This window comes from Actinoplanes sp. NPDC026623 (assembly GCF_040638275.1).
GTDB lineage: Bacteria > Actinomycetota > Actinomycetes > Mycobacteriales > Micromonosporaceae > Actinoplanes.
The window spans coordinates 1-17,678 of sequence record NZ_JBEZXZ010000187.1 but is presented as its reverse complement, the minus strand read 5'-3'; the positions used below and the strand labels follow the sequence as shown (position 1 = coordinate 17,678).

At 72.5% G+C, this 17,678-nt stretch carries 15 protein-coding genes and 2 pseudogenes; 12 read left to right on the top strand and 5 right to left on the bottom strand.

What is annotated here, in order from left to right:
- Positions 1 to 1,092, bottom strand: a 1,092-nt coding sequence (locus tag AB0F10_RS36035) for an FtsX-like permease family protein (RefSeq protein ID WP_360635792.1), incomplete at its 3' end; no start/stop codon positions are given.
- Entirely contained in the window at positions 1,089 to 1,781 is a 693-nt protein-coding gene (locus AB0F10_RS36030; protein ID WP_360635789.1) for an ABC transporter ATP-binding protein, read from the bottom strand. The genes AB0F10_RS36035 and AB0F10_RS36030, both read right to left, overlap by 4 nt.
- Before the next feature lie 203 nt (positions 1,782 to 1,984).
- On the opposite strand from AB0F10_RS36030, the gene AB0F10_RS36025 reads away from it, so the two are divergent.
- The 12 genes from AB0F10_RS36025 to AB0F10_RS35970 all read left to right on the top strand — a co-directional run bounded on the left by AB0F10_RS36025 (position 1,985) and on the right by AB0F10_RS35970 (position 16,059).
- Positions 1,985 to 3,301, top strand: coding sequence for a histidine kinase (locus tag AB0F10_RS36025; RefSeq protein WP_360635786.1), 1,317 nt, complete (start codon positions 1,985 to 1,987; stop codon positions 3,299 to 3,301).
- Positions 3,298 to 3,966 (top strand): response regulator transcription factor, encoded by a 669-nt coding sequence (locus AB0F10_RS36020; RefSeq protein ID WP_360635783.1) that lies wholly within the window; start codon positions 3,298 to 3,300, stop codon positions 3,964 to 3,966. Before AB0F10_RS36025 ends, AB0F10_RS36020 begins: the two co-directional genes overlap by 4 nt.
- Before the next feature lie 126 nt (positions 3,967 to 4,092).
- Positions 4,093 to 4,374 carry a hypothetical protein gene (locus tag AB0F10_RS36015; RefSeq protein WP_360635780.1) on the top strand — a complete coding sequence of 94 codons (282 nt, stop codon included), beginning with the start codon at positions 4,093 to 4,095 and terminating at the stop codon, positions 4,372 to 4,374.
- Between the two features lie 627 nt (positions 4,375 to 5,001).
- Positions 5,002 to 7,161: a hypothetical protein gene (locus AB0F10_RS36010; RefSeq protein WP_360635777.1), complete on the top strand. Its 2,160-nt coding sequence runs from the start codon at positions 5,002 to 5,004 to the stop codon at positions 7,159 to 7,161.
- A 28-nt stretch (positions 7,162 to 7,189) separates the two neighbouring features.
- On the top strand, positions 7,190 to 8,752 hold the full coding sequence (gene pelF / locus AB0F10_RS36005) for a GT4 family glycosyltransferase PelF (protein ID WP_360635774.1): 1,563 nt from the start codon (positions 7,190 to 7,192) through the stop codon (positions 8,750 to 8,752).
- Entirely contained in the window at positions 8,749 to 10,296 is a 1,548-nt protein-coding gene (locus tag AB0F10_RS36000; protein WP_360635771.1) for a hypothetical protein, read from the top strand. Before pelF ends, AB0F10_RS36000 begins: the two co-directional genes overlap by 4 nt.
- A gap of 26 nt (positions 10,297 to 10,322) precedes the next feature.
- Entirely contained in the window at positions 10,323 to 11,051 is a 729-nt protein-coding gene (locus AB0F10_RS35995) for a sugar phosphate nucleotidyltransferase (RefSeq protein ID WP_360635768.1), read from the top strand.
- Positions 11,048 to 11,947, top strand: coding sequence for an NAD(P)-dependent oxidoreductase (locus AB0F10_RS35990; protein ID WP_360635765.1), 900 nt, complete (start codon positions 11,048 to 11,050; stop codon positions 11,945 to 11,947). The genes AB0F10_RS35995 and AB0F10_RS35990 overlap by 4 nt, the downstream gene beginning before the upstream one ends.
- Positions 11,944 to 12,990 (top strand): endo alpha-1,4 polygalactosaminidase, encoded by a 1,047-nt coding sequence (locus tag AB0F10_RS35985; protein ID WP_360635763.1) that lies wholly within the window; start codon positions 11,944 to 11,946, stop codon positions 12,988 to 12,990. The genes AB0F10_RS35990 and AB0F10_RS35985 overlap by 4 nt, the downstream gene beginning before the upstream one ends.
- Before the next feature lie 42 nt (positions 12,991 to 13,032).
- Positions 13,033 to 14,349 (top strand): nucleotide sugar dehydrogenase, encoded by a 1,317-nt coding sequence (locus tag AB0F10_RS35980; RefSeq protein WP_360635760.1) that lies wholly within the window; start codon positions 13,033 to 13,035, stop codon positions 14,347 to 14,349.
- A gap of 52 nt (positions 14,350 to 14,401) precedes the next feature.
- On the top strand, positions 14,402 to 15,370 hold the full coding sequence (locus AB0F10_RS35975; protein WP_360635757.1) for an NAD-dependent epimerase/dehydratase family protein: 969 nt from the start codon (positions 14,402 to 14,404) through the stop codon (positions 15,368 to 15,370).
- The gene (locus AB0F10_RS35970) at positions 15,367 to 16,059 is read left to right on the top strand and encodes a hypothetical protein (protein ID WP_360635754.1); all 693 of its coding nucleotides are present in this window, start codon (positions 15,367 to 15,369) and stop codon (positions 16,057 to 16,059) included. Before AB0F10_RS35975 ends, AB0F10_RS35970 begins: the two co-directional genes overlap by 4 nt.
- A 53-nt stretch (positions 16,060 to 16,112) precedes the next feature.
- Here the strand turns inward: AB0F10_RS35970 and AB0F10_RS35965 are convergent, their stop codons facing one another.
- The 3 genes and pseudogenes from AB0F10_RS35965 to AB0F10_RS35955 form a co-directional block, all read right to left on the bottom strand.
- The gene (locus tag AB0F10_RS35965) at positions 16,113 to 16,607 is read right to left on the bottom strand and encodes a hypothetical protein (protein WP_360635752.1); all 495 of its coding nucleotides are present in this window, start codon (positions 16,605 to 16,607) and stop codon (positions 16,113 to 16,115) included.
- A 251-nt stretch (positions 16,608 to 16,858) separates the two neighbouring features.
- Positions 16,859 to 17,272 (bottom strand): annotated as a pseudogene (locus tag AB0F10_RS35960) (GGDEF domain-containing protein); the annotation flags it as partial.
- 65 nt (positions 17,273 to 17,337) lie between these two features.
- Positions 17,338 to 17,678, bottom strand: a pseudogene (locus AB0F10_RS35955) (hypothetical protein); the annotation flags it as partial.

Here is a 17,678-nt window from a genome sequence, read left to right as displayed (position 1 = left end):
CCAGGCGACCGCCGTGACCAGGGCGAGCGCCCCGGCGACCACCGCCGCGTCGATCCACGGCGCGACGCCGGAGTCGGACGTGCCGTAGATCCGGTTGGTCTCCGCCAGCACCATGGCGGTCAGCAGGTTGCCGGCGACGACGCCGAGCGCGGCGCCGGCCAGCGCGGGGATGAGCGCCTGGCCCAGGTACGCCCGCACGACCTGGTTCGGGGTGAACCCGAGCGCCTTGAGGATGCCGATCCGGCGGGTCCCGGTGCTGACCGCGCCGGCGATGACGTTGCCGACGATGAGCACGGCCATGACCACGCCCAGCACCCCGAACGCGATCAGGAACGGCACGAACAGGGCGGTGTTGCTGCCGTTCTCCTTCCGGGTGGTGAGCCAGGACCGGGAACCGGTCAGCGCGCCGGCGGGCAGGGTCGCCTCGACCGCGGCGCGGCCCGCGTTGACCTGCGCGGGAGTCTCCGCGTCCGAGAACCGGTAGAGCATCTGGTAGCCGCCGGGGGCGCCGGGCGCGGTCAGCGCCGCGATCTGCGCCGGCGCCACCCAGCCGTCGGCGGTCTCGCTGATCGACCGGGCGACGCCCACGATGGTCAGGGCCGGGCTGCCCGGAAGATCCGGCATCCGCCACACCCGGCCGAGGGATCGTGAGGTGCCCCGGAACCGGTCGTCGCTGAAGACCACGAGCTCGCCGGGGGCGGTCGCCCACCGGCCCGCGGTCAGCGTGACCGCGTCGACGGCCCCGCCCGGCCCGGCCCGGCCGACCACCGTCATCGGCGGCATGGGGCGGTCGTGATCGTCGACGGGGTTGATCGCCGCGGTTCCGAACGGGCCCGCGGCTGCGGCGACGCCCTTCGCGTGTGCGGAGGCCTCGAGCTGCGCCGCGGTGGTTCCGCCCGCGTCGAACTGCGCGATCAGGTGCGCGCCGCGCTGCTGGGCGAAGGCCCGGTCGAACGGCGCGTTGGAGGCCACCAGCAGCGACCCGCCGAGCACGGCGGCGGTCACCGCGATCATCACGACCAGCCCGACGACGATCGTCTGCACCCGGCGGCGGCCCACCCCGGAGCGGACGACCCGGCCCAGTGCGCTCATCGGACCGGCTCCACCGCGGTATCGGCGGCGATCCGGCCGTCGACGAGCTGGACGGTGCGGGTCGCGCAGGACTCGGCCAGGGCCAGGTCGTGGGTGACCAGCACGATGGTCTGGCCGTCGGCGCGCAGCTCGTTGAGCAGTTGCCGGACGTCGTCGCCGGAGGCGGTGTCCAGGGCGCCGGTCGGCTCGTCGGCCAGCAGCAGCGCCGGGCGGTTCATCAGCGCCCGGGCGACCGCGACGCGCTGCCGCTCGCCGCCGGAGAGCCGGCCCGGGTAGGCGCCGGAGTGCCGGTCGACGCCGAGCGTGCCGAGCAGCTCCGCCGCGCGGCGCTGGGCGGCGGCGCGCGCCATTCCGGCCAGCTGCGCCGGCAGCATGACGTTGTCGGCGACGGTCAGGTCGTCGAGGAGATTGAAGAACTGGAAGATCATGCCGATCCTGGCCCGCCGGTACCGCGCCGAGGCGGCCTCGCCGAGCTCGTCGACGCGGACCCCGTCCACCGTCACGGCGCCGCTGCTCGGCCGGTCCAGGCCGGCGACCAGGTTCAGCAGCGTCGACTTGCCGCTGCCGGACGGACCCAGGATGGCGACCGCCTCGCCGGCCGTGATCCGCAGCGACACCTCCGACAGCGCCGGTGGCCCCTCGTCGTACCGCCGGCTCACGTCGTGCAGCTCGATCACGGGCACAGCCATGGCGTTCTCCTCGGGTTCGTCCGTTTCGGCGGCCCTGACGCTAGGGCCGTTCCCGATTCGGACGCGTCGGCCGCCGGAGGCATCTTCGGTACCGCACGGTGATGAGCCGGGCGGGTGTCATCCCTGAGAGGTAGGCGAGCGAGGTATCCCGGACGGTCCCGGGGCCGATGCCGCCGGCCCGGGGATGCGGCGACAATGGGCCGGTGACGAACGCGACGGTGGCCGACCGGCTGCGGGCCCGGGCCGCGCTGCTGCTGCGCCCGTCCGGCACGCTGCCGCCGCTCTCGTGGCGCGGCCAGGCGTTCGACGCGATCCTGGCGCTGTCCCTGGCCCTGACCGCGATCGCGGTCGGCGGCGGCGACGCGCCCGGCGTCGAGCACTTTCCGGTGCAGGTGCGCGACCCGGCGATCCCGCCCGAGCCGCTGCCGCCCGAGGTGGCGCGGGAGCTGTTCCTGCCGATCGAGCAGCATCAGACCGGCTGGGGCTTCGTGATGCTGCTGGTGGTGGTGCCGCTGGTGTTCCGCCGCCGGTACCCGCTCGCGGTGCTCTGGGTGGTGCTGGCCATGGCGCCCCTGGTGGCCGACTACCACGCCGCGCTGCGGCTCTCCTTCTACGCCTGCGTCATCGCCGCCTTCACGGCGGCGGTGCACAGCCCCTACCGGGTGCCGGCGATGGCGAGCCTTCCGGTGGCGGCGCTGATCTACACCCAGCTGCAGGAGGAGGCGGTGCCGACCGTCTCGGCCGACTCCGTACCGTTCCTGATCATGATCCCGATCGCGGTGGCGGCCGACGGGCTCCGCCGGTGGAAGCGCCACGCCGACGAGGGCCGCGAACGGCTTTTCGCGCTGGAACGCGAGCAGGACGAGGCGCTGCGCCGCGCCACCGAGCACGAGCGCGCCCGGATCGCCCGCGAGCTGCACGACGTGGTGACCCACAACGTCAGCGTGATGGTCATCCAGGCCGGCGCCGCCCGCAAGGTCATGGACGCGGAGCCGGGCCAGGCCCGCGAGGCGCTCCTCGCGGTCGAGGCCGGCGGCCGGGCGGCGATGGCCGAGCTGCGCCACGTCATGGGCCTGCTGACGATGGACTCGGGCGGCCCGGACCCGGCGGGCGCGGCGGAGCTCACGCCCCAGCCGGGCCTGGACCGGCTGGACGCGCTTGTCGACCGGGTCCGCGACAGCGGGTTGCCGGTCGAGCTGACCAGGTCGGGCCCGCCGCGCCCGGTGCCGTCCGGGGTCGAGCTGGCCGCCTACCGGGTGGTGCAGGAGGCGCTGACCAACACCGTCAAGCACGCGGTGGGCGCGTCCGCGACGGTGGCCGTCGAGTACGGCACCGACCGGCTGCGGGTGCTGGTCACCGACACCGGTGGCGAGCCGCGCACGCCGGCCGCCGCGGGCGCCGGGCGCGGGCTCATCGGCCTGCGGGAACGCCTCGCCGTCTACGGCGGCACCCTGCGGGCCGGGCGGCGCCTCGGCGGCGGCTACCGGGTCGACGCGCAGATCCCGCTGGAGGCGCCGTGACGGTGCCGCTGCGGGTCGTCCTCGCCGACGACCAGGCGCTCGTGCGCGCCGGCTTCCGGATGATCCTGACCGCGGACGGCATCGACGTGGTCGGCGAGGCGGCCAACGGCGCGGAGGCCGTCGCCGCGGTCCGCCGCACCCGGCCCGACGTGGTGCTGATGGACATCCGGATGCCGGAGCTGGACGGGCTGGAGGCGACGAGGCGCATCCTCGCCGACGCCGGAACCGGGCCGCGGGTGATCATGCTGACGACGTTCGACCTCGACCACTACGTCTACGCGGCGCTGACCGCCGGGGCCAGCGGCTTCCTGCTCAAGGACGTCACGCCCGAGCACCTGGTCGCCGCGGTCCGGCTGGTCCGCTCCGGCGACGCGCTGCTGGCGCCGGCCATCACCCGGCGCCTCGTCGAGCGGTTCGCCCGCCGCGACAGCGCGCCGGCGGTGCACGGCGACCTGTCCACGCTGACCCCGCGCGAGCTCGAGGTGCTGCGCCTGCTGGCACAGGGCCTGAGCAACGCCGAGCTCGCCGGGCGCCTGCACCTGTCGGAGGCGACCGTCAAGACGCACGTCGCCCGGATCCTCGCCAAGCTCGGGCTCCGCGACCGGGTGCAGGCGGTGGTGGTCGCGTACCGCAGCGGGCTGGTCAGCGCGGTGGCGCCGGAGTAGCGGCGTCCGGCCGCGGCGGCGACAATCGTGATTTGCCTGCCGAGGATGACGGTTATGCCCGATCATGAACGTCACGGGTGGTTCCAGACGCCCGGGATCGTGACGCCGTACGCACAGGAGCCATTGATGATCAAGGTCAGCTACGCCCCGACGCCCGATGTTGATCTGTCGGTCTACGTGCTGGCCGCGGTCGACGAGCATCTGGCGACGTTTCAGCGGATCCGGGACCTGTTGCGCGCCGGCTGCACCATCGACGCCGGCGATCGCCGGGCGCTGGCCGCGGACAGCGTCGCTGTGGCCGCCCGGTACGCGTCCACGATGAGCAAGGCGCTGGATTCGGCGGCGGACTTCTACGCCGAGAGCGCGGTGGGTCAGCTCAGAACGGTGGAGTCCGCGGGCGCGTTGTGACCGGGCGCGGGCGCCGCCCGCGCGGGAGTCATTCGCGGTTCCCGGCCGATTTCCAATTGGCGGGAAATGATCAGTCCACAACGGTCTGACGTTATCCGCGGTCCATTTTGCCCGTCTCGGCCGAACGGTCGTTCAAAGGCGGCGGGCGCGCTATCGGGGGCGCCTGGAAAAGCCTGTCCCAACGGGGGATGGGTGCATGGCCCGATCGACCGCGAAAACCATGAACTCTCGGTTGCCGATCACTCTTAGTTGATCATCCAGCCGGTGAAGATGATCTACGGGCGGCCGATCGGCGTGATCCACTGCGCCGCGTGACGTTCCCGGCCCGTGTCTGGTTTATTACGTCCTCATTAAGATCACTTAAGGAAAAACCCATGTCAGTAAGGGTTTGACACATGAGTGACGAATATAGACGGACGTAAAAACAGTGTCGAGAAATCGACGTTCCTAGCACTCCATCGTGGACGGGTCAACGGCTGAATCGGGTCGGTTCCGGGACATCGAATGTGCTCGCAATGATTGCTACCGTCCATCGTGGCTTCATCATCGGCCACCTTCGGGGATCCCACTGTGTCCAAATTCCGAATCGATACCAGTTGTGATCCTTCCCCGCTCTGGAGGTCCTGGATGGTCGTCCCCAATCTTCCCGCTCGTCGTCGCAGATCGACGCGCTTCACCCTCGTCGCGACCGCGGTCGCGACGGTGCTGCTGGGGGCCTCGAGCCCGGCCGGCGCGCAGGCGACCGGTGCACTCGCACGACCCGTCGTGCAGCCCCCGAACGTTCCCGGCCTGGCGCAGGTCGCGCGCCCCACCGAGGCGCGTCCCGGCCCGCTGCCCAGGCGCACCGGCAGCGTCAAGGTCATCAAGCCGACCAAGTCGGTCGGCGCCACGGCGGCCGCGGGAGTCGCCGCCGCCGGGCTCAACGACCAGGTCGCGCTGCGCGCCCTGGTCATCGGCACCGACGCCAACGACTTCGGCGTCGCCACCTGGAAGACCACATTGGACCGCGTGGGCGCCGCCTACGACGTCCTCTACGACGCGAACACGACGATCACCACGAGCACGCTCGTGCGCCCCGACGGCGTCGGCCGCTACAACGCGATCCTGCTCACCAACAGCATGCAGGTCTACGAGTCCGGAGGCAGCTACCTCACCGGCCTCGATCCGGCGGAGTGGAACATCCTCTGGGCCTACGAACGCAACTTCGGCGTCCGCCAGGCCGCCCTGTACACCAGCTACGGCACCTGGCCCGAGAACTACTGCCTCACCTCCAACGGTGAGACCGGCGTGGGCAGCACCCCGATCAACCTGTCGCTCACCGCGACCGGCGCCGGCGTGTTCGACTACCTGAAGCCCACCGCCCAGATCCCGCTGGTGCAGTCCTACGTCTACCGCACCGCGATCACCCCGGGCTGTGGCGCCGAGGCGACCATCACCCAGGGCTCGGACGTGCTGGGCGTGCGGACCACCTCCACCGACGGCCGGGAACGGCTGGCGCTGACGTTCACCTCGAACCAGTACCTGACGCACTCCGACCTGCTGGTCTACGGCATGGTCCGGTGGGCGACCAAGGGCATGTTCCTCGGCGAGCAGCGGCACCACCTGAACGTCGACGTCGACGACTGGTTCAACACCTCGGACCACTACTACCCGGACGGCCACGTCGAGTACTCGCCCGGCTGGCAGGTCAGCGGCCACGACATGGTCAACGTCGACAACCAGCAGGTCGCGCTGCGCGCGGCACACCCGCTGGCCTCCGGCTTCAAGCTCAACCTGGCGTTCAACGGCGCCGACATCGACCCGTTCGCGGGCAGCGCCTGCGCCCCGAACGGCGGCCCCACCGAGCTGACCGCGACGACCAAGTGCCTCAAGTCGAACTTCCGGTGGCTCAACCACACCCTGAACCACCCGGAGCTCAACAACACGAGCTACGCCACGTCGTACCAGGAGATCAACGACAACCGGATCGCGGGCAGCTCGATCGGCCTGAGCACGCCGGACAGCGTGCTGAAGACCCCGGAGTACTCGGGCCTCGGCGTCTACAACCCGAACCCGAACGACGACACCAGTCCGCCGGTCGACCACGGCCTCACCGGCTCCAACCCGGAGCTGCTGCGGGCCGCCAAGGACCTGGGCGTGCAGTACCTGCACGGCAACATGTCGTTCGCCAGCCACGTGCCGGCGCACCTCAACGCCGCCAAGGTGCACCCGATGGAACCGACCATCTCGGTGGTGCCGGACTGGCCGACCAACATCGCCTACTTCTGCACCACGCAGCAGGAGGAGACGGCCTTCTACAACTCCTTCTACGGACCGAACGGGCGCTTCCCGTACTGGCCGCAGAACCTGACCTACGCGCAGATCATCGACTACGAGGCCGGGGTCGCCCTCGGGCACGTGTCGTCCGGTGCGATCTACACCCACACGTTCCACATCGCCAACACCCGTGACTACGGCGCGGGCAAGACGCTGCTGACCGACTGGGTCGACGCCGTGATGGCCAAGTACGAGGCGTTCTACTCGGTTCCGCTGCTCAACCAGGACTGGCCGACCCTGGCGGCGTACACGAAGACCCGGACCGCGCACTTCGCGCAGCTCGACGCCGGCGTGGACCCCGTCTACGACCGGTCGGCCGGCACGGTGACGGTCGCCTCTCCGGCCGCCGGAACCGTGCAGATCAGCGGCGTGCAGGCCGCCGGCTCCAGCACCTACGGCACCGATGTCACGACCCCGATCGCCCTGGTGGCGAACACGGCCGTAACGGTCACCGCGGTCCCGCGCCTGTGACAAGCACAACCCGGTAGAGGGGGACCCGGTGAAGATCACGCTGGTGTCGGAGGGCACCTACCCGTACGCGATGGGTGGTGTCAGCATCTGGTGCGAGCAGCTCATCAAGGGCATGCCCGACTACCGCTGGGACGTCGTCGCGCTCACCGTCGACGGCGCCGAGCAGTCGGTCTTCCCGGCCCCGACCAACCTCGACAAGGTTCACTCGATCCCGCTCTGGGGTGCGCGGCCGCCCGGCCGCGCACCCCGGCGCGGGCCGGGCCGCCGGCCCGGCGCGTCGTTCACCGAGTCCTACGAGGTCTTCGTCCGGGCACTCGTGACACCCATGGAGGCCACCCGCTCCGACCAGAGCGCGGTCAGCCGCAGCATGTTCCTGCTCGCCCTGCGCGGCCTGTTCGAGTACGCCAACGACGGCGGCGACCTGAGCGCGGCGCTGCTGTCCAACCAGGCGCTGACGATGCTGCTCGACGCCTGGCGGGACCTGCGCGTCGACGAGATCGGGCCGGCGCCGACGGTCGCCGACGCGGTCGAGGCGGCCTGGCTCATCGAGCACATGCTGCGGCCGCTGAGCGCGGCACCGGTCAAGGCCGACATCGTGCACGCCTCGATGAACGGCCTCGCCACGCTCGTCGGCATGACCTCGAAGTGGACGCACGGCACCCCGCTGGTCATGTCGGAGCACGGCATCTACCTGCGCGAGCGCTACATCGCCAATCTGCACGACGACGCGTCGCATCCGGTCCGGGTGCTGGTGCTCAGCTTCTTTCGGTCGCTGGCCGGCGCCGCGTACCTGATCACCGACGTGCTCGCGCCGCACTCGATGTACAACCGGCGCTGGCAGCTGCACAACGGCGCCGACCCGGACCGCATGTGGACGATGTACAACGGCGTCGAGCCGGCGGAGTTCCCGGCGGCCACGTCCGAGCCGCCGCTGCCGACGATCTCCTACATGGGCCGGATCGACCCGCTCAAGGACCTGCACACCCTGATCCGCGCGTTCGCGCTGGTCCGCGCCGAGATTCCCGAGGCGCGCCTGCGCATCTTCGGCGGCACGCCGCCGGTCAACCGGATCTACTTCGAGAGCTGCGAGCGGCTGATCGGCGAGCTCGGCCTCACCGGCGCCGCCGTCATGGAGGGCCGGGTCGGCAACGCCGTCGACGCCTACCACGCCGGCAGCATCGTCGCGCTGACCAGCATCTCCGAGGGGTTCCCCTACACGGTCGTCGAGGCGATGGCCTGCGGGCGCCCGACCGTGTGCACCAACGTCGGCGGGGTGGCCGAGGCCGTCGGCGACACCGGCATCGTGGTGCCGCCCCGCGACTACGCCGCCGTGGCCGAGGCGTGCGTCAAGCTGCTGCGCGACAACGAGCTCCGGCACCGGCTCGGCATCATGGCCCGGGCCCGGGTGCTCGAGCACTTCACCCTGCGGCGCTCGCTGAAGATGTACCGCAACGTCTACGAGTCGCTCGTCACGCCGATCCGGCCCGCCACCCCGCCGCGGCACCTGCGCGGCCAGGCGCAGGGCCGCGCCACCATCCCCAACCAGCGCGAAGAGGCATTGCAGTTGCAACTGGACGGTGAGGCGCGGTGAGCCTGGACAGCGGCCTCGAGAGCGGCCTCGAGAGCGGCCTGGACGCAGGCGGCAACCGGCGCGGCCCGAGCATGACGGCCGAGCCCACCACCCACGACACCGGGCCGGGGGAGCACACCGTCCTGCTGCCCAGGATCTCCACCGATCCGCTGGACGACCTGGTCGACCGGGTGCGCCCGATGCTGGGCAAGGCCGTCGACTCGCTGCACGTGGCCGCCGCGCTCGAGGCCGACGGCCTCACCGACCGCGGCGCCCGCGTCGAGTACGGCTACCACGACGTCTTCGCCCTGGCCACCGAGGTGTTCCGCCGCCTCGGCCCGCGGCTGCCGATGCCCCGCGACGCGGCGGCCCGCGACGGCCGGTCCTACCGCGAAAGCCTGCGGCTGATCAGCCACGGCCCGCTCTACGTGCTGCCCTGCACCGCGTTCCCGGCCGTGCTGGCGATCGTCGGGCGGCGCTCGCTGGTGCTCGGCCTGGTCTTCGCGGGCGTCCTCGGCTGGGTCTACGCCGGCGTCGCCTCGCACGCGGCGTACCGGATGCTGGGTTTCGGCCGGCCGCGCGCCGCCGGCCGGATCCTGATCGTCGCCACCCTGACCGTCCCGGTCGTCGGCGCGGTCACCGGGGCCGGGCTGGTCCGGCTCACCGGCGGGGGGATCGCGCTCGTCGCGATGATCACCTGCCAGGTCGCCTACCAGCTCACCAGCACGGTCATGGTCTTCTACCGCCGCGAGCTGTGGCTGGCGCTGGTCATGACGCCGGCCTTCCTGATCGGCGCGGCCTATCTGATCCTCGGCTCGGGGCTGCGGCCCTGGTCCGCCGCGGTGGCGGCCGGGTGCGTGCTGGCCGCGTTCCTGCTCGCGGTGGTCATCGCCGTCCGCCGCGACCGCGCCGCGGCCACGGCCGAACCCCCGCTGCGGGCCGCCCTGCGACCGGAGGTGCCGGCCCTGTTCCGGGTCGGCGCGTACGGGCTGTGCTCGGCGGTGCTGCTGCTGCACGCCGAGGCGCCGTACCTGCTCGGCAGGCTCGACGTGGCGATCGCCGCCGCCCCGCTGATCCTGACGATGGGCGTGATCGAGTGGCGGGCCGAACGGTTCCGGCCGCAGGCCGTCGCCCTGGTGCGCCGGGTCGAGCGGCCCCGGGTGTTCGTCCGCGGGGTCTGGCGGCTGCTGGCCCGCGAGACGGCGGTCTGCCTGCTCGCCCCCGCCGTGCCGGCCGCGGCGATGCTCGCCGGGCTCTACTACCTGGGCCTGGTGTCGGCCGCCGGGATCGTGATGACCGCGGCGCACGTCGCGCTCGGCGGCGCCTACCTGCTGGCGTTCCTGCTGGCCGGCCGCGACCGCTACGGCTGGCTCTGCTGGTCGATGGTGGCCGCGATCCTCGTGCACGTGGGCGGCGGCGCGCTGCTCGGCGCCGCGCCGCTGCTGGGCATGTCCGGGTCCGCGCTGGTGGACACCTCGCTCTACCTGGGCAGCGTGCTGCTGCTCCAGGCGCTCTTCGTGCTCGGCCTGGTCCCGATCCTCGGCCAGGCCGTCCACTACCGGTAGTTCCGAACCTGGGAGGCAGGTCAGCGATGCACGCAGTGATCCTTGCCGGCGGCAAAGGCGTCCGGCTGCGGCCGTACACAACGGCGTTGCCCAAGCCGCTGATGCCGATCGGTGACAACCATTCGATCCTGCAGATCGTGCTCGATCAGCTCGCGTCGTTCGGTTTCACGTCCGTGACGCTGGCGATCAATCACCTCGGTCCGCTGATCCGCGCGTTCGTCGGCGACGGCGCCCGCTGGGGGCTGCGCATCGACTACGTCGAGGAGAACGTGCCGCTGTCGACGATCGGCCCGCTGTTCGGGCTCAAGAACACGCTGCCCGACGAGTTCCTCGTCATGAACGGCGACATCCTGACCGACCTCAACTACGCCGACCTGCTCACCGCGCACACGCTCGGCGGCGGCGCGCTGACGGTGGCCACGGCCGCGCAGGAGCACCGGATCGACTTCGGCGTCCTCGACGTCGAGGGGGGCCGCATCGTCGGCTTCCGCGAGAAGCCCGTGCTCAGCTACCCGGTCAGCATGGGCGTCTACGGCATGTCCCGCAGGGCGCTCGCGCCCTACCCGCCCGGTCTGCCGTTCGGCTTCGACCAACTGGTGCTGGACCTGCTCGACCGCGGCGACCACCCGGCGACCTACCCGTTCGACGGCTTCTGGCTCGACATCGGCCGGCCCGAGGACTACGACGAGGCCAACCGCACCTGCGCCAGCCTGCTGCCGATCCTGCTGCCCCAGCGCTCCAGGGAACCCGTGTGAGTCGGCGGGTCCTCCTGTTCGGGGCCTCCGGATTCATCGGCGGGCACGTGCGCGCCGCGCTGGAGGCGGATCCCGGGGTCGACGCGGTGATCTGCCCCGGCCGGCGCGACCACGACCTGATCGACGGCGACCACCGGGGCCTGGTCCAGCTCATCCGCGACCACGAGCCCACCGCGATCGTCTGCTGCGTCGGCCGCCTCGGCGGCACCGACTCGGAGCTGATCCGGGGCAACACCCTGGTCGCGACCACGCTGCTGGAGGCGGTGGCCGCGGTCCGGCCCGGCGTGCGGCTGGTGCGACTCGGCTCCGCGGGGGAGTACGGGATCGTCGCCGACGGGCATGCCGTCACCGAGGAGGACCCGGCCACGCCGGTCGCCGCGTACGGGGTCAGCCACCTGGCCGGCACCCGGCTGTTCCAGCTCGCCGGGGAGAACGGGCTGGCCGACACCGTGTCGCTGCGGGTGTTCAACCCGATCGGCCCGGGGATGTCGGACGAGAACATGCTGGGCCGCGCCGCCGGCCGGATCCGCGCGGCGCTGGACACGGGGGCGGGCGAGATCACCATGGGGCCGCTGTCGGCGTACCGGGACTTCGTCGACGTCCGCGACCTCGCGGAGATCGTCCCGGCGGTGCTGCGCCGGCCGCGGCTGAGCCACCGGGTCTTCAACGTCGGCAGCGGCCGCGCCGTGCGCTCGCGCACGGCGGTGCGGTTGCTCGCCGAGGCCGCCGGCTATCGCGGCGACGTCCACGAGCGGGGCGCCGGGCCGCGGCGATCCGCCGCGGTGGACTGGATCCAGGCCGACGTCTCCCGGGCCCGTGAGCACCTGGGCTGGGCGCCGAGCCGGGACCTGGCCACCACGATCAAGGACATCTGGGCTGCGGGTGAGGCCGGATGATGTTCGGGCGACGCGGGGCGGTCCTCGTGGGGCTGATCGCGGTGGTGGCGCTGGTGGTCGGCGTGGTCCTGGCGACCTGCGCCGGCCCCGGTCGCGCACCGACGGCCGGCTCCGTGACGCCGCCGGCGCCCGCGCCGCCGGTCACCGCGCCGCCCGCCTCCGGCCCGCCGCCCTCGGCACCGGCGGCGTCCGCCGGCACGCTGCCGCGCTCCTCCGGGCCGGCGGCGCCGGTCCGGATCTCGAGCTGGGCATACCAGCTGCAGGGGTACGCCGGGGGCCGGCTCGATCAGATCGCCGCCGGGCCCTACCAGCTCGCCGTCGTCGACCTGGCCCGCGACGCACACGCCGACTACTTCCGCGCCGACGAGATCCGCAAGGTCCGCGGCAGCGGCAAGCGGGTGCTCGCGTACTTCGAGATCGGCAGCATCGAGGAGTTCCGCCCCGAGTACCCGGCGCTGCGCCGCGACGCGGGCGACCTGATCGCCAACGAATGGGACGACTGGCCGGGCGAGTACTTCGTGCGCTACTGGGACGAGCGCTGGTGGGAGCGGGTGATCCGGGGCCGCGTCGACCAGGCCCTGAAGGCCGGGTTCGACGGGGTCTACCTCGACACCCCGCTCGCCTACGAGGAGATCGATCCGGCATACGCGCGGGGCCGCGACCGCGAGGCGCTGGGCGCCGCGATGGCCGCGCTCATCGCGCGGATCAGCGCGTACGCCAAGGCCCGCAGGCCGGGGTTCCTCATCGTGCCGCAGAACTCGCCGGAGCTGCGCCGCTTCGGCGGCTACACCAGGGCGATCGACGGCATCGCGATGGAGGAGCTGTTCTACCGGGCCACCGACGAGCCGTGCACCGAGGACTTCTGCACCGAGAACCTCGCCGACACCCGGGCGCTGCGCGACGCGGGCAAGTTCGTGCTCAGCGTCGACTACGCCACCCGGCCCGCAGACATCCGCTCGGCCTGCGGCCGTTACCGCAACGAGCGCTTCGCCGGCACGGTCACCGTGCTGGAACTCGACCGTCTCACCCCGCCCTGCACCTGAGCGGCGGGACCCGCAGCACGTCAACGGAAGGAAACAGGCACCATGCCCAAGACGATCGGGGTAGTCGGCCTCGGCTATGTGGGCTTGACGCTCACCGCCGCGCTGGCCACCAAGGACTTCGTCGTACACGGCTCCGACGTGTCACCCGGCGTTCTGGAGACGCTGTCGCACGGCCGGTCGCACATCTTCGAGCCCGGCGTCGAGGAGGTCTTCGCCGCGCACATCGGCACCCGCATCCACGTCGGCACCGAGCTGCCGCCGGACACCGTCGAGGTGGCCGTGATCAGCGTGTCGACGCCGGTCGACGACAACACCCGCCGGCCCAACCTGGCCAACCTGGCGGCCGCCGCCCGCAGCGTCGCGGCCCGCTGCCGGCCCGGCACCCTCGTCGTGGTCCGCAGCACCGTGCCGGTCGGCACGAGCCGGCAGGTGGTCCTGCCGGAGCTGCGCGCGGCCTGGGGCGACGACGTCAAGCTGGTGATGGCCCCCGAGCGGACCATCCAGGGCCAGGCGCTGCGCGAGCTCGTCGAGCTGCCGCAGGTGATCGGCGGGCTGGACGAGGCCAGCCTGCGCGCCGGGGTGGAGTTCTTCAGCGGCCTGGCGCGCACCATCGTGGAGGTCTCCGACCTGGAGACCGCCGAGCTGGTCAAGCTCTCCAACAACTGCCACACCGACCTGATCTACTCGTTCGGCAACGAGATCGCGCTGATCGCCGAGCGGCACGGGCTCGACCCGCTCGAGGTGATCCGCGCGGCGAACGCGGACTACCCGCGTCCCGACCTGTCCAAGCCCGGCTACGTCGGTGGCGGGTGCCTCTCCAAGGACCCCTACATCATGATCGACAGCGCGCACGGGCGGGAGCCGTTCCTGGTCGGGCGGGCCCGCGAGCTCAACGAGTTCATGCCGGTGCACGTCGCCGAGACCGTCGTCGGGATGCTCCGCGAGGCCCGCGGCGAGACCCGGGGTGCGCGGCTGGCGGTGCTCGGCTGGGCGTACAAGGGGTGGCCGCCCACCGACGACATGCGCGGAACCCCGATCGCCAGCATGATGCCGGCGTTCTCCGCGGCGGGCATCACCGTCACCGGCCACGACCCGATGGTCACCGACGACGTCATCCGCCAGTACGGCGGCGACCCGGTCAGCCTCGACAAGGCCTTCTCCGAGGCCGACGCGGTGCTGGTCATCAACGACCACCCCGACTACCGGGCGATCCGCATCCCGGACATCCTCGGCGAGTCCCGCCCCGCCTTCATCTACGACTCGTGGCGGGTGCTGGACGCCGCCGCGGTCACCGCGGCCGGCATCCGCTACGCGGGCCTGGGCTACCTGCCCCGCCTCGACGCCGGGGTGACCGCATGATCGAGTGCACCGAGCGCAGCGAGGGCCGCGAGAGCATGCCGGGGGTGACCGCATGAGGGCGCTGCTGCTCGGCGGTGCCGGCTTCATCGGCCTGCACCTGGCCCGCCGGCTGGTGGCCGAGGGCCACGACGTCACCATCGTGGACGACTTCTCCCGGGGCCGCGACGATCGCGACCTGTCCGCCCTGCGCGCCGATCCGGCCGTACAGGTGATCTCCGGTGATCTGACCGATCCGGCGACGTTCGCCGCGCTGCCGCACGGCTGGGACCAGATCTATCTGCTCGCGGCCGTCGTCGGCGTCCGCAACGTGGAGGCCGACCCGGCCCGGGTCGTCCGGGTCAACACCCTCTCGGCGATGCACCTGCTCGACTGGGTGGCGCCCGGCGAGCGGGTCTTCTTCGCCTCGACCAGCGAGGTCTACGCGGGCGGCGTCGAGGCCGGCGTCGTCGCGGTGCCGACACCGGAGGACATCCCGGTGATGATCTCCGACATCACCGCACCCCGATTCGCGTACGCCGTCAGCAAGCTGCTCGGCGAGGCGGCGTTCCTGCACACCGCCCGCGCCAAGGGCTTCGACGCCGTCGTCGGCCGCTTCCACAACGTGTACGGTCCGCGCATGGGCGCCGACCACGTCATCCCGGAGATGTCCCTGCGCGCGCTGCGCGGCGACGACCCGTTCCGGGTGCCGGGCGCGGACCAGTTCCGGGCCTTCTGCCACGTCGACGACGCGGTCGAGGCGATGCTGCGGCTGATGGCGCAGCCGGGCGCCGCCGGGCAGATCGTCCACATCGGCAACGACCGCGACGAGACCAACATCGGCGACCTCGCCAAGCTGGTGCTCCGGCTCGCCGACGTGAGCCCGGTCGTCGAACCCCTGGCCGCGCCCGCCGGCTCGGTGCCGCGCCGCTGCCCCGACCTGTCCAGGCTGCGTGAACTCACCGGCTACGAGCCGGCCGTGCCGCTCGAGGAGGGCGTCCGGACCACCTATGCCTGGTACCGCGAGAACGGATGGCCGTCATGACCCGACCACCGATCTGCTTCTACTACGGCGACGGTCACCTGGAGGAGCTGTCGACGTACCCGCGGGTCGTCCTGCAGCCGGACTTCTACACCCCGCAGGACCTGGCCCTGCTCGCCGAGCGGGGCGTGCAGACCCTCGGCTACCTGACCCTGTCGGAGGATCAGGGTCCGCCGGCGCCGTGGCAGCGCAAGGAGCGCAACCCGGACTGGGGTGGCGCGTTCGTCGAGGTGGGCCACCCGCTGTGGGTGGAGCACGTGGTCGGCCAGGCCAAGGACGCGATGGCGGCCGGGTTCGCCGGGCTGTTCATGGACACCCTGAATGTCGAGCTGACCTGGCCGGAGGACATTCCGCACCTGCTGACCCTGGTCGCGGCGATCCGCACCGAGGCCAAGCCGGGTTACCTGCTGGCGAACCGGGGCTTCGGCATGCTGCCGCAGCTCGCCGAGCTGGTCGACGGCGTGGTGTTCGAGTCGTTCTCGGCCCGCTGGACGGACGAGGGCTACGCGCCGTGGCCGCCGGACGTGCTGGAGTTCCACGCGCAGGTCGCGGAGCAGCTCCTGCAGCTCGAGCTGGACCTGTACGCGCTGGACTACGCGGACACGCCGGGGCTGACGGACTTCGCGATGCGCCGGGCGCGGCAGTTCGGCATGCAGTGTGTGGTGAGCGACCGGGCGCTGTCCCGGGTGTGAACGGCGGCGGCCCGGCTTCGGCCGGGCCCGCCCCCCTGCACCGGCTCGGCGGGTCAGGCTGCCCGCCACCGAGCCCGTTCCTCGCCCGGCTTGCGGGTGCACCGCATCGGGGTGCCTTTGACGGTCCGCCCGCGTGCCCCCTCGGGGCTGCAGAATGCGCCGGGATGCACCCCGGCCCGGGCCGGGTCCGCCGTCGGTTTCGGCTTCGGTTTCGGCTTGCTCCTGGTCGGCTTGGGTTTGACCGTGGTCGGCTTCGGCGACGGCCTCGTCGTCGTGGGTTTCACCGCCGCCGTCGTGACGGCGGGTTGTTCCGTCTTCTCCGCCGCCGGGGTGACGGTGGCGAGCAGAGGCGCGGCCGGTGGGGTCGCCGGTCTGGTGACGGCGGTATCGGGTTTGTCGTCGCCGCCGGGGATGACGGCGACTGCGACGCCGCCGCAGCAGCAGAGGCTGAGCACGCCGAGCACGGACAGCAGGATGGTGTTGGTGCGTCGCCGTTTGCGGCGGCCGTCGTCGGGTGGTTGTTGCCATACTGCGGTGGGCGTGGTCATCGCCACACGGTGGACCTTGCCGGTGATGCTGTCGATGGGGCGTAAGTGCCCTCCCGATCGGATGATCAGCGGTCGGTGCGGTCTGCACGGATCGAACTTCTACTACCTGGTCCGACCTGCGGCGGAATCGCCGTGACGGTTCGCCGGTGAGGCCCGCATCCCCATTGGGCGGTCGAGGGCGCCTGTCGCGCTTCGCCGTGCGGCCCACCGGCGGCCGGTCGGTGCGGCAGGTGCCCGTCCTCGCGGCGGACCTAGCCGGCCACGCCGCACCGGGGAGCCGCCATGGGCTGCGGGGTCCTCGTCGATGTGCCGCCCAGCTCGACGTTCGTCAGCGGTCCGGCCTTGGCCACCCGGCCGCGACCCGACGCCTTCGCCTCGTAGAGCGCGGCGTCCGAGGCCGCCACCAGAGCATCGACGTCCTGGGCGTCGCCCGGCAGCACCGCGATGCCGATGCTCAGGCCGGGCGGGCCGCCGGGCAGGTCGGTCCGGGCGGCGAGGACCGCACGCAGCCCGTCGGCCACGCCGACGGCGGCACGCCGGTCCGCGCGCCGCAGCACGACGAACTCGTCACCGCCGAGGCGGGCCGCGAGGCCATCCTCGCCGACGACGGTGCGCAGGGCGAGGGCGACGGCCTGCAGGACCCGATCGCCCTGCGCGTGTCCGAAGGTGTCGTTTCCCCTTCCCCATGACGAGCGTCACCGCGCACGCCGGGTGCCACCGGCTCGCCGGATCAGAGGTCGTGCCAGGGCGGGAGCGGTGCCCGCGGTTTCCTGGCCGGGGCCGGAGCCGGCGGGGCGGGTGCTTCGGGGGCGGGCCGGCGCGGCATCACGAGCGAGTGCACCGGGACCTCGTCCTGGTCCGCGTCGGGTCGCCGCGGTTCCGCCCAGGGTGGTTGCGTGGCGGGCGGGCTCCAGGCGAGCTCGCGTACCGGGGGAGGCGCCAGGGCCGCGGGTGTCCGGGCCGCCGGAATGAAGATCGGCGGCGGGCCCCACCAGATGACCCGTTCGCGGCCGCGCTGCCGTGCCGGGGGCCGGGCGGCGGCCGGTACCGCCGGCACCGCGGGCACGGCGG

What these genes read in the sequence shown, in the direction of transcription:
- AB0F10_RS35975 (WP_360635757.1), top strand. Translation starts at nt 14,402, where the DNA reads ATGAGGGCGCTGCTGCTCGGCGGTGCCGGCTTCATCGGCCTGCACCTG.
- AB0F10_RS35970 (WP_360635754.1), top strand. Translation starts at nt 15,367, where the DNA reads ATGACCCGACCACCGATCTGCTTCTACTACGGCGACGGTCACCTGGAG.
- AB0F10_RS36015 (WP_360635780.1), top strand. Translation starts at nt 4,093, where the DNA reads ATGATCAAGGTCAGCTACGCCCCGACGCCCGATGTTGATCTGTCGGTC.
- AB0F10_RS35965 (WP_360635752.1), bottom strand. Translation starts at nt 16,607, where the DNA reads ATGACCACGCCCACCGCAGTATGGCAACAACCACCCGACGACGGCCGC.
- AB0F10_RS36030 (WP_360635789.1), bottom strand. Translation starts at nt 1,781, where the DNA reads ATGGCTGTGCCCGTGATCGAGCTGCACGACGTGAGCCGGCGGTACGAC.
- AB0F10_RS36010 (WP_360635777.1), top strand. Translation starts at nt 5,002, where the DNA reads ATGGTCGTCCCCAATCTTCCCGCTCGTCGTCGCAGATCGACGCGCTTC.
- AB0F10_RS35985 (WP_360635763.1), top strand. Translation starts at nt 11,944, where the DNA reads ATGATGTTCGGGCGACGCGGGGCGGTCCTCGTGGGGCTGATCGCGGTG.
- AB0F10_RS35980 (WP_360635760.1), top strand. Translation starts at nt 13,033, where the DNA reads ATGCCCAAGACGATCGGGGTAGTCGGCCTCGGCTATGTGGGCTTGACG.
- AB0F10_RS35995 (WP_360635768.1), top strand. Translation starts at nt 10,323, where the DNA reads ATGCACGCAGTGATCCTTGCCGGCGGCAAAGGCGTCCGGCTGCGGCCG.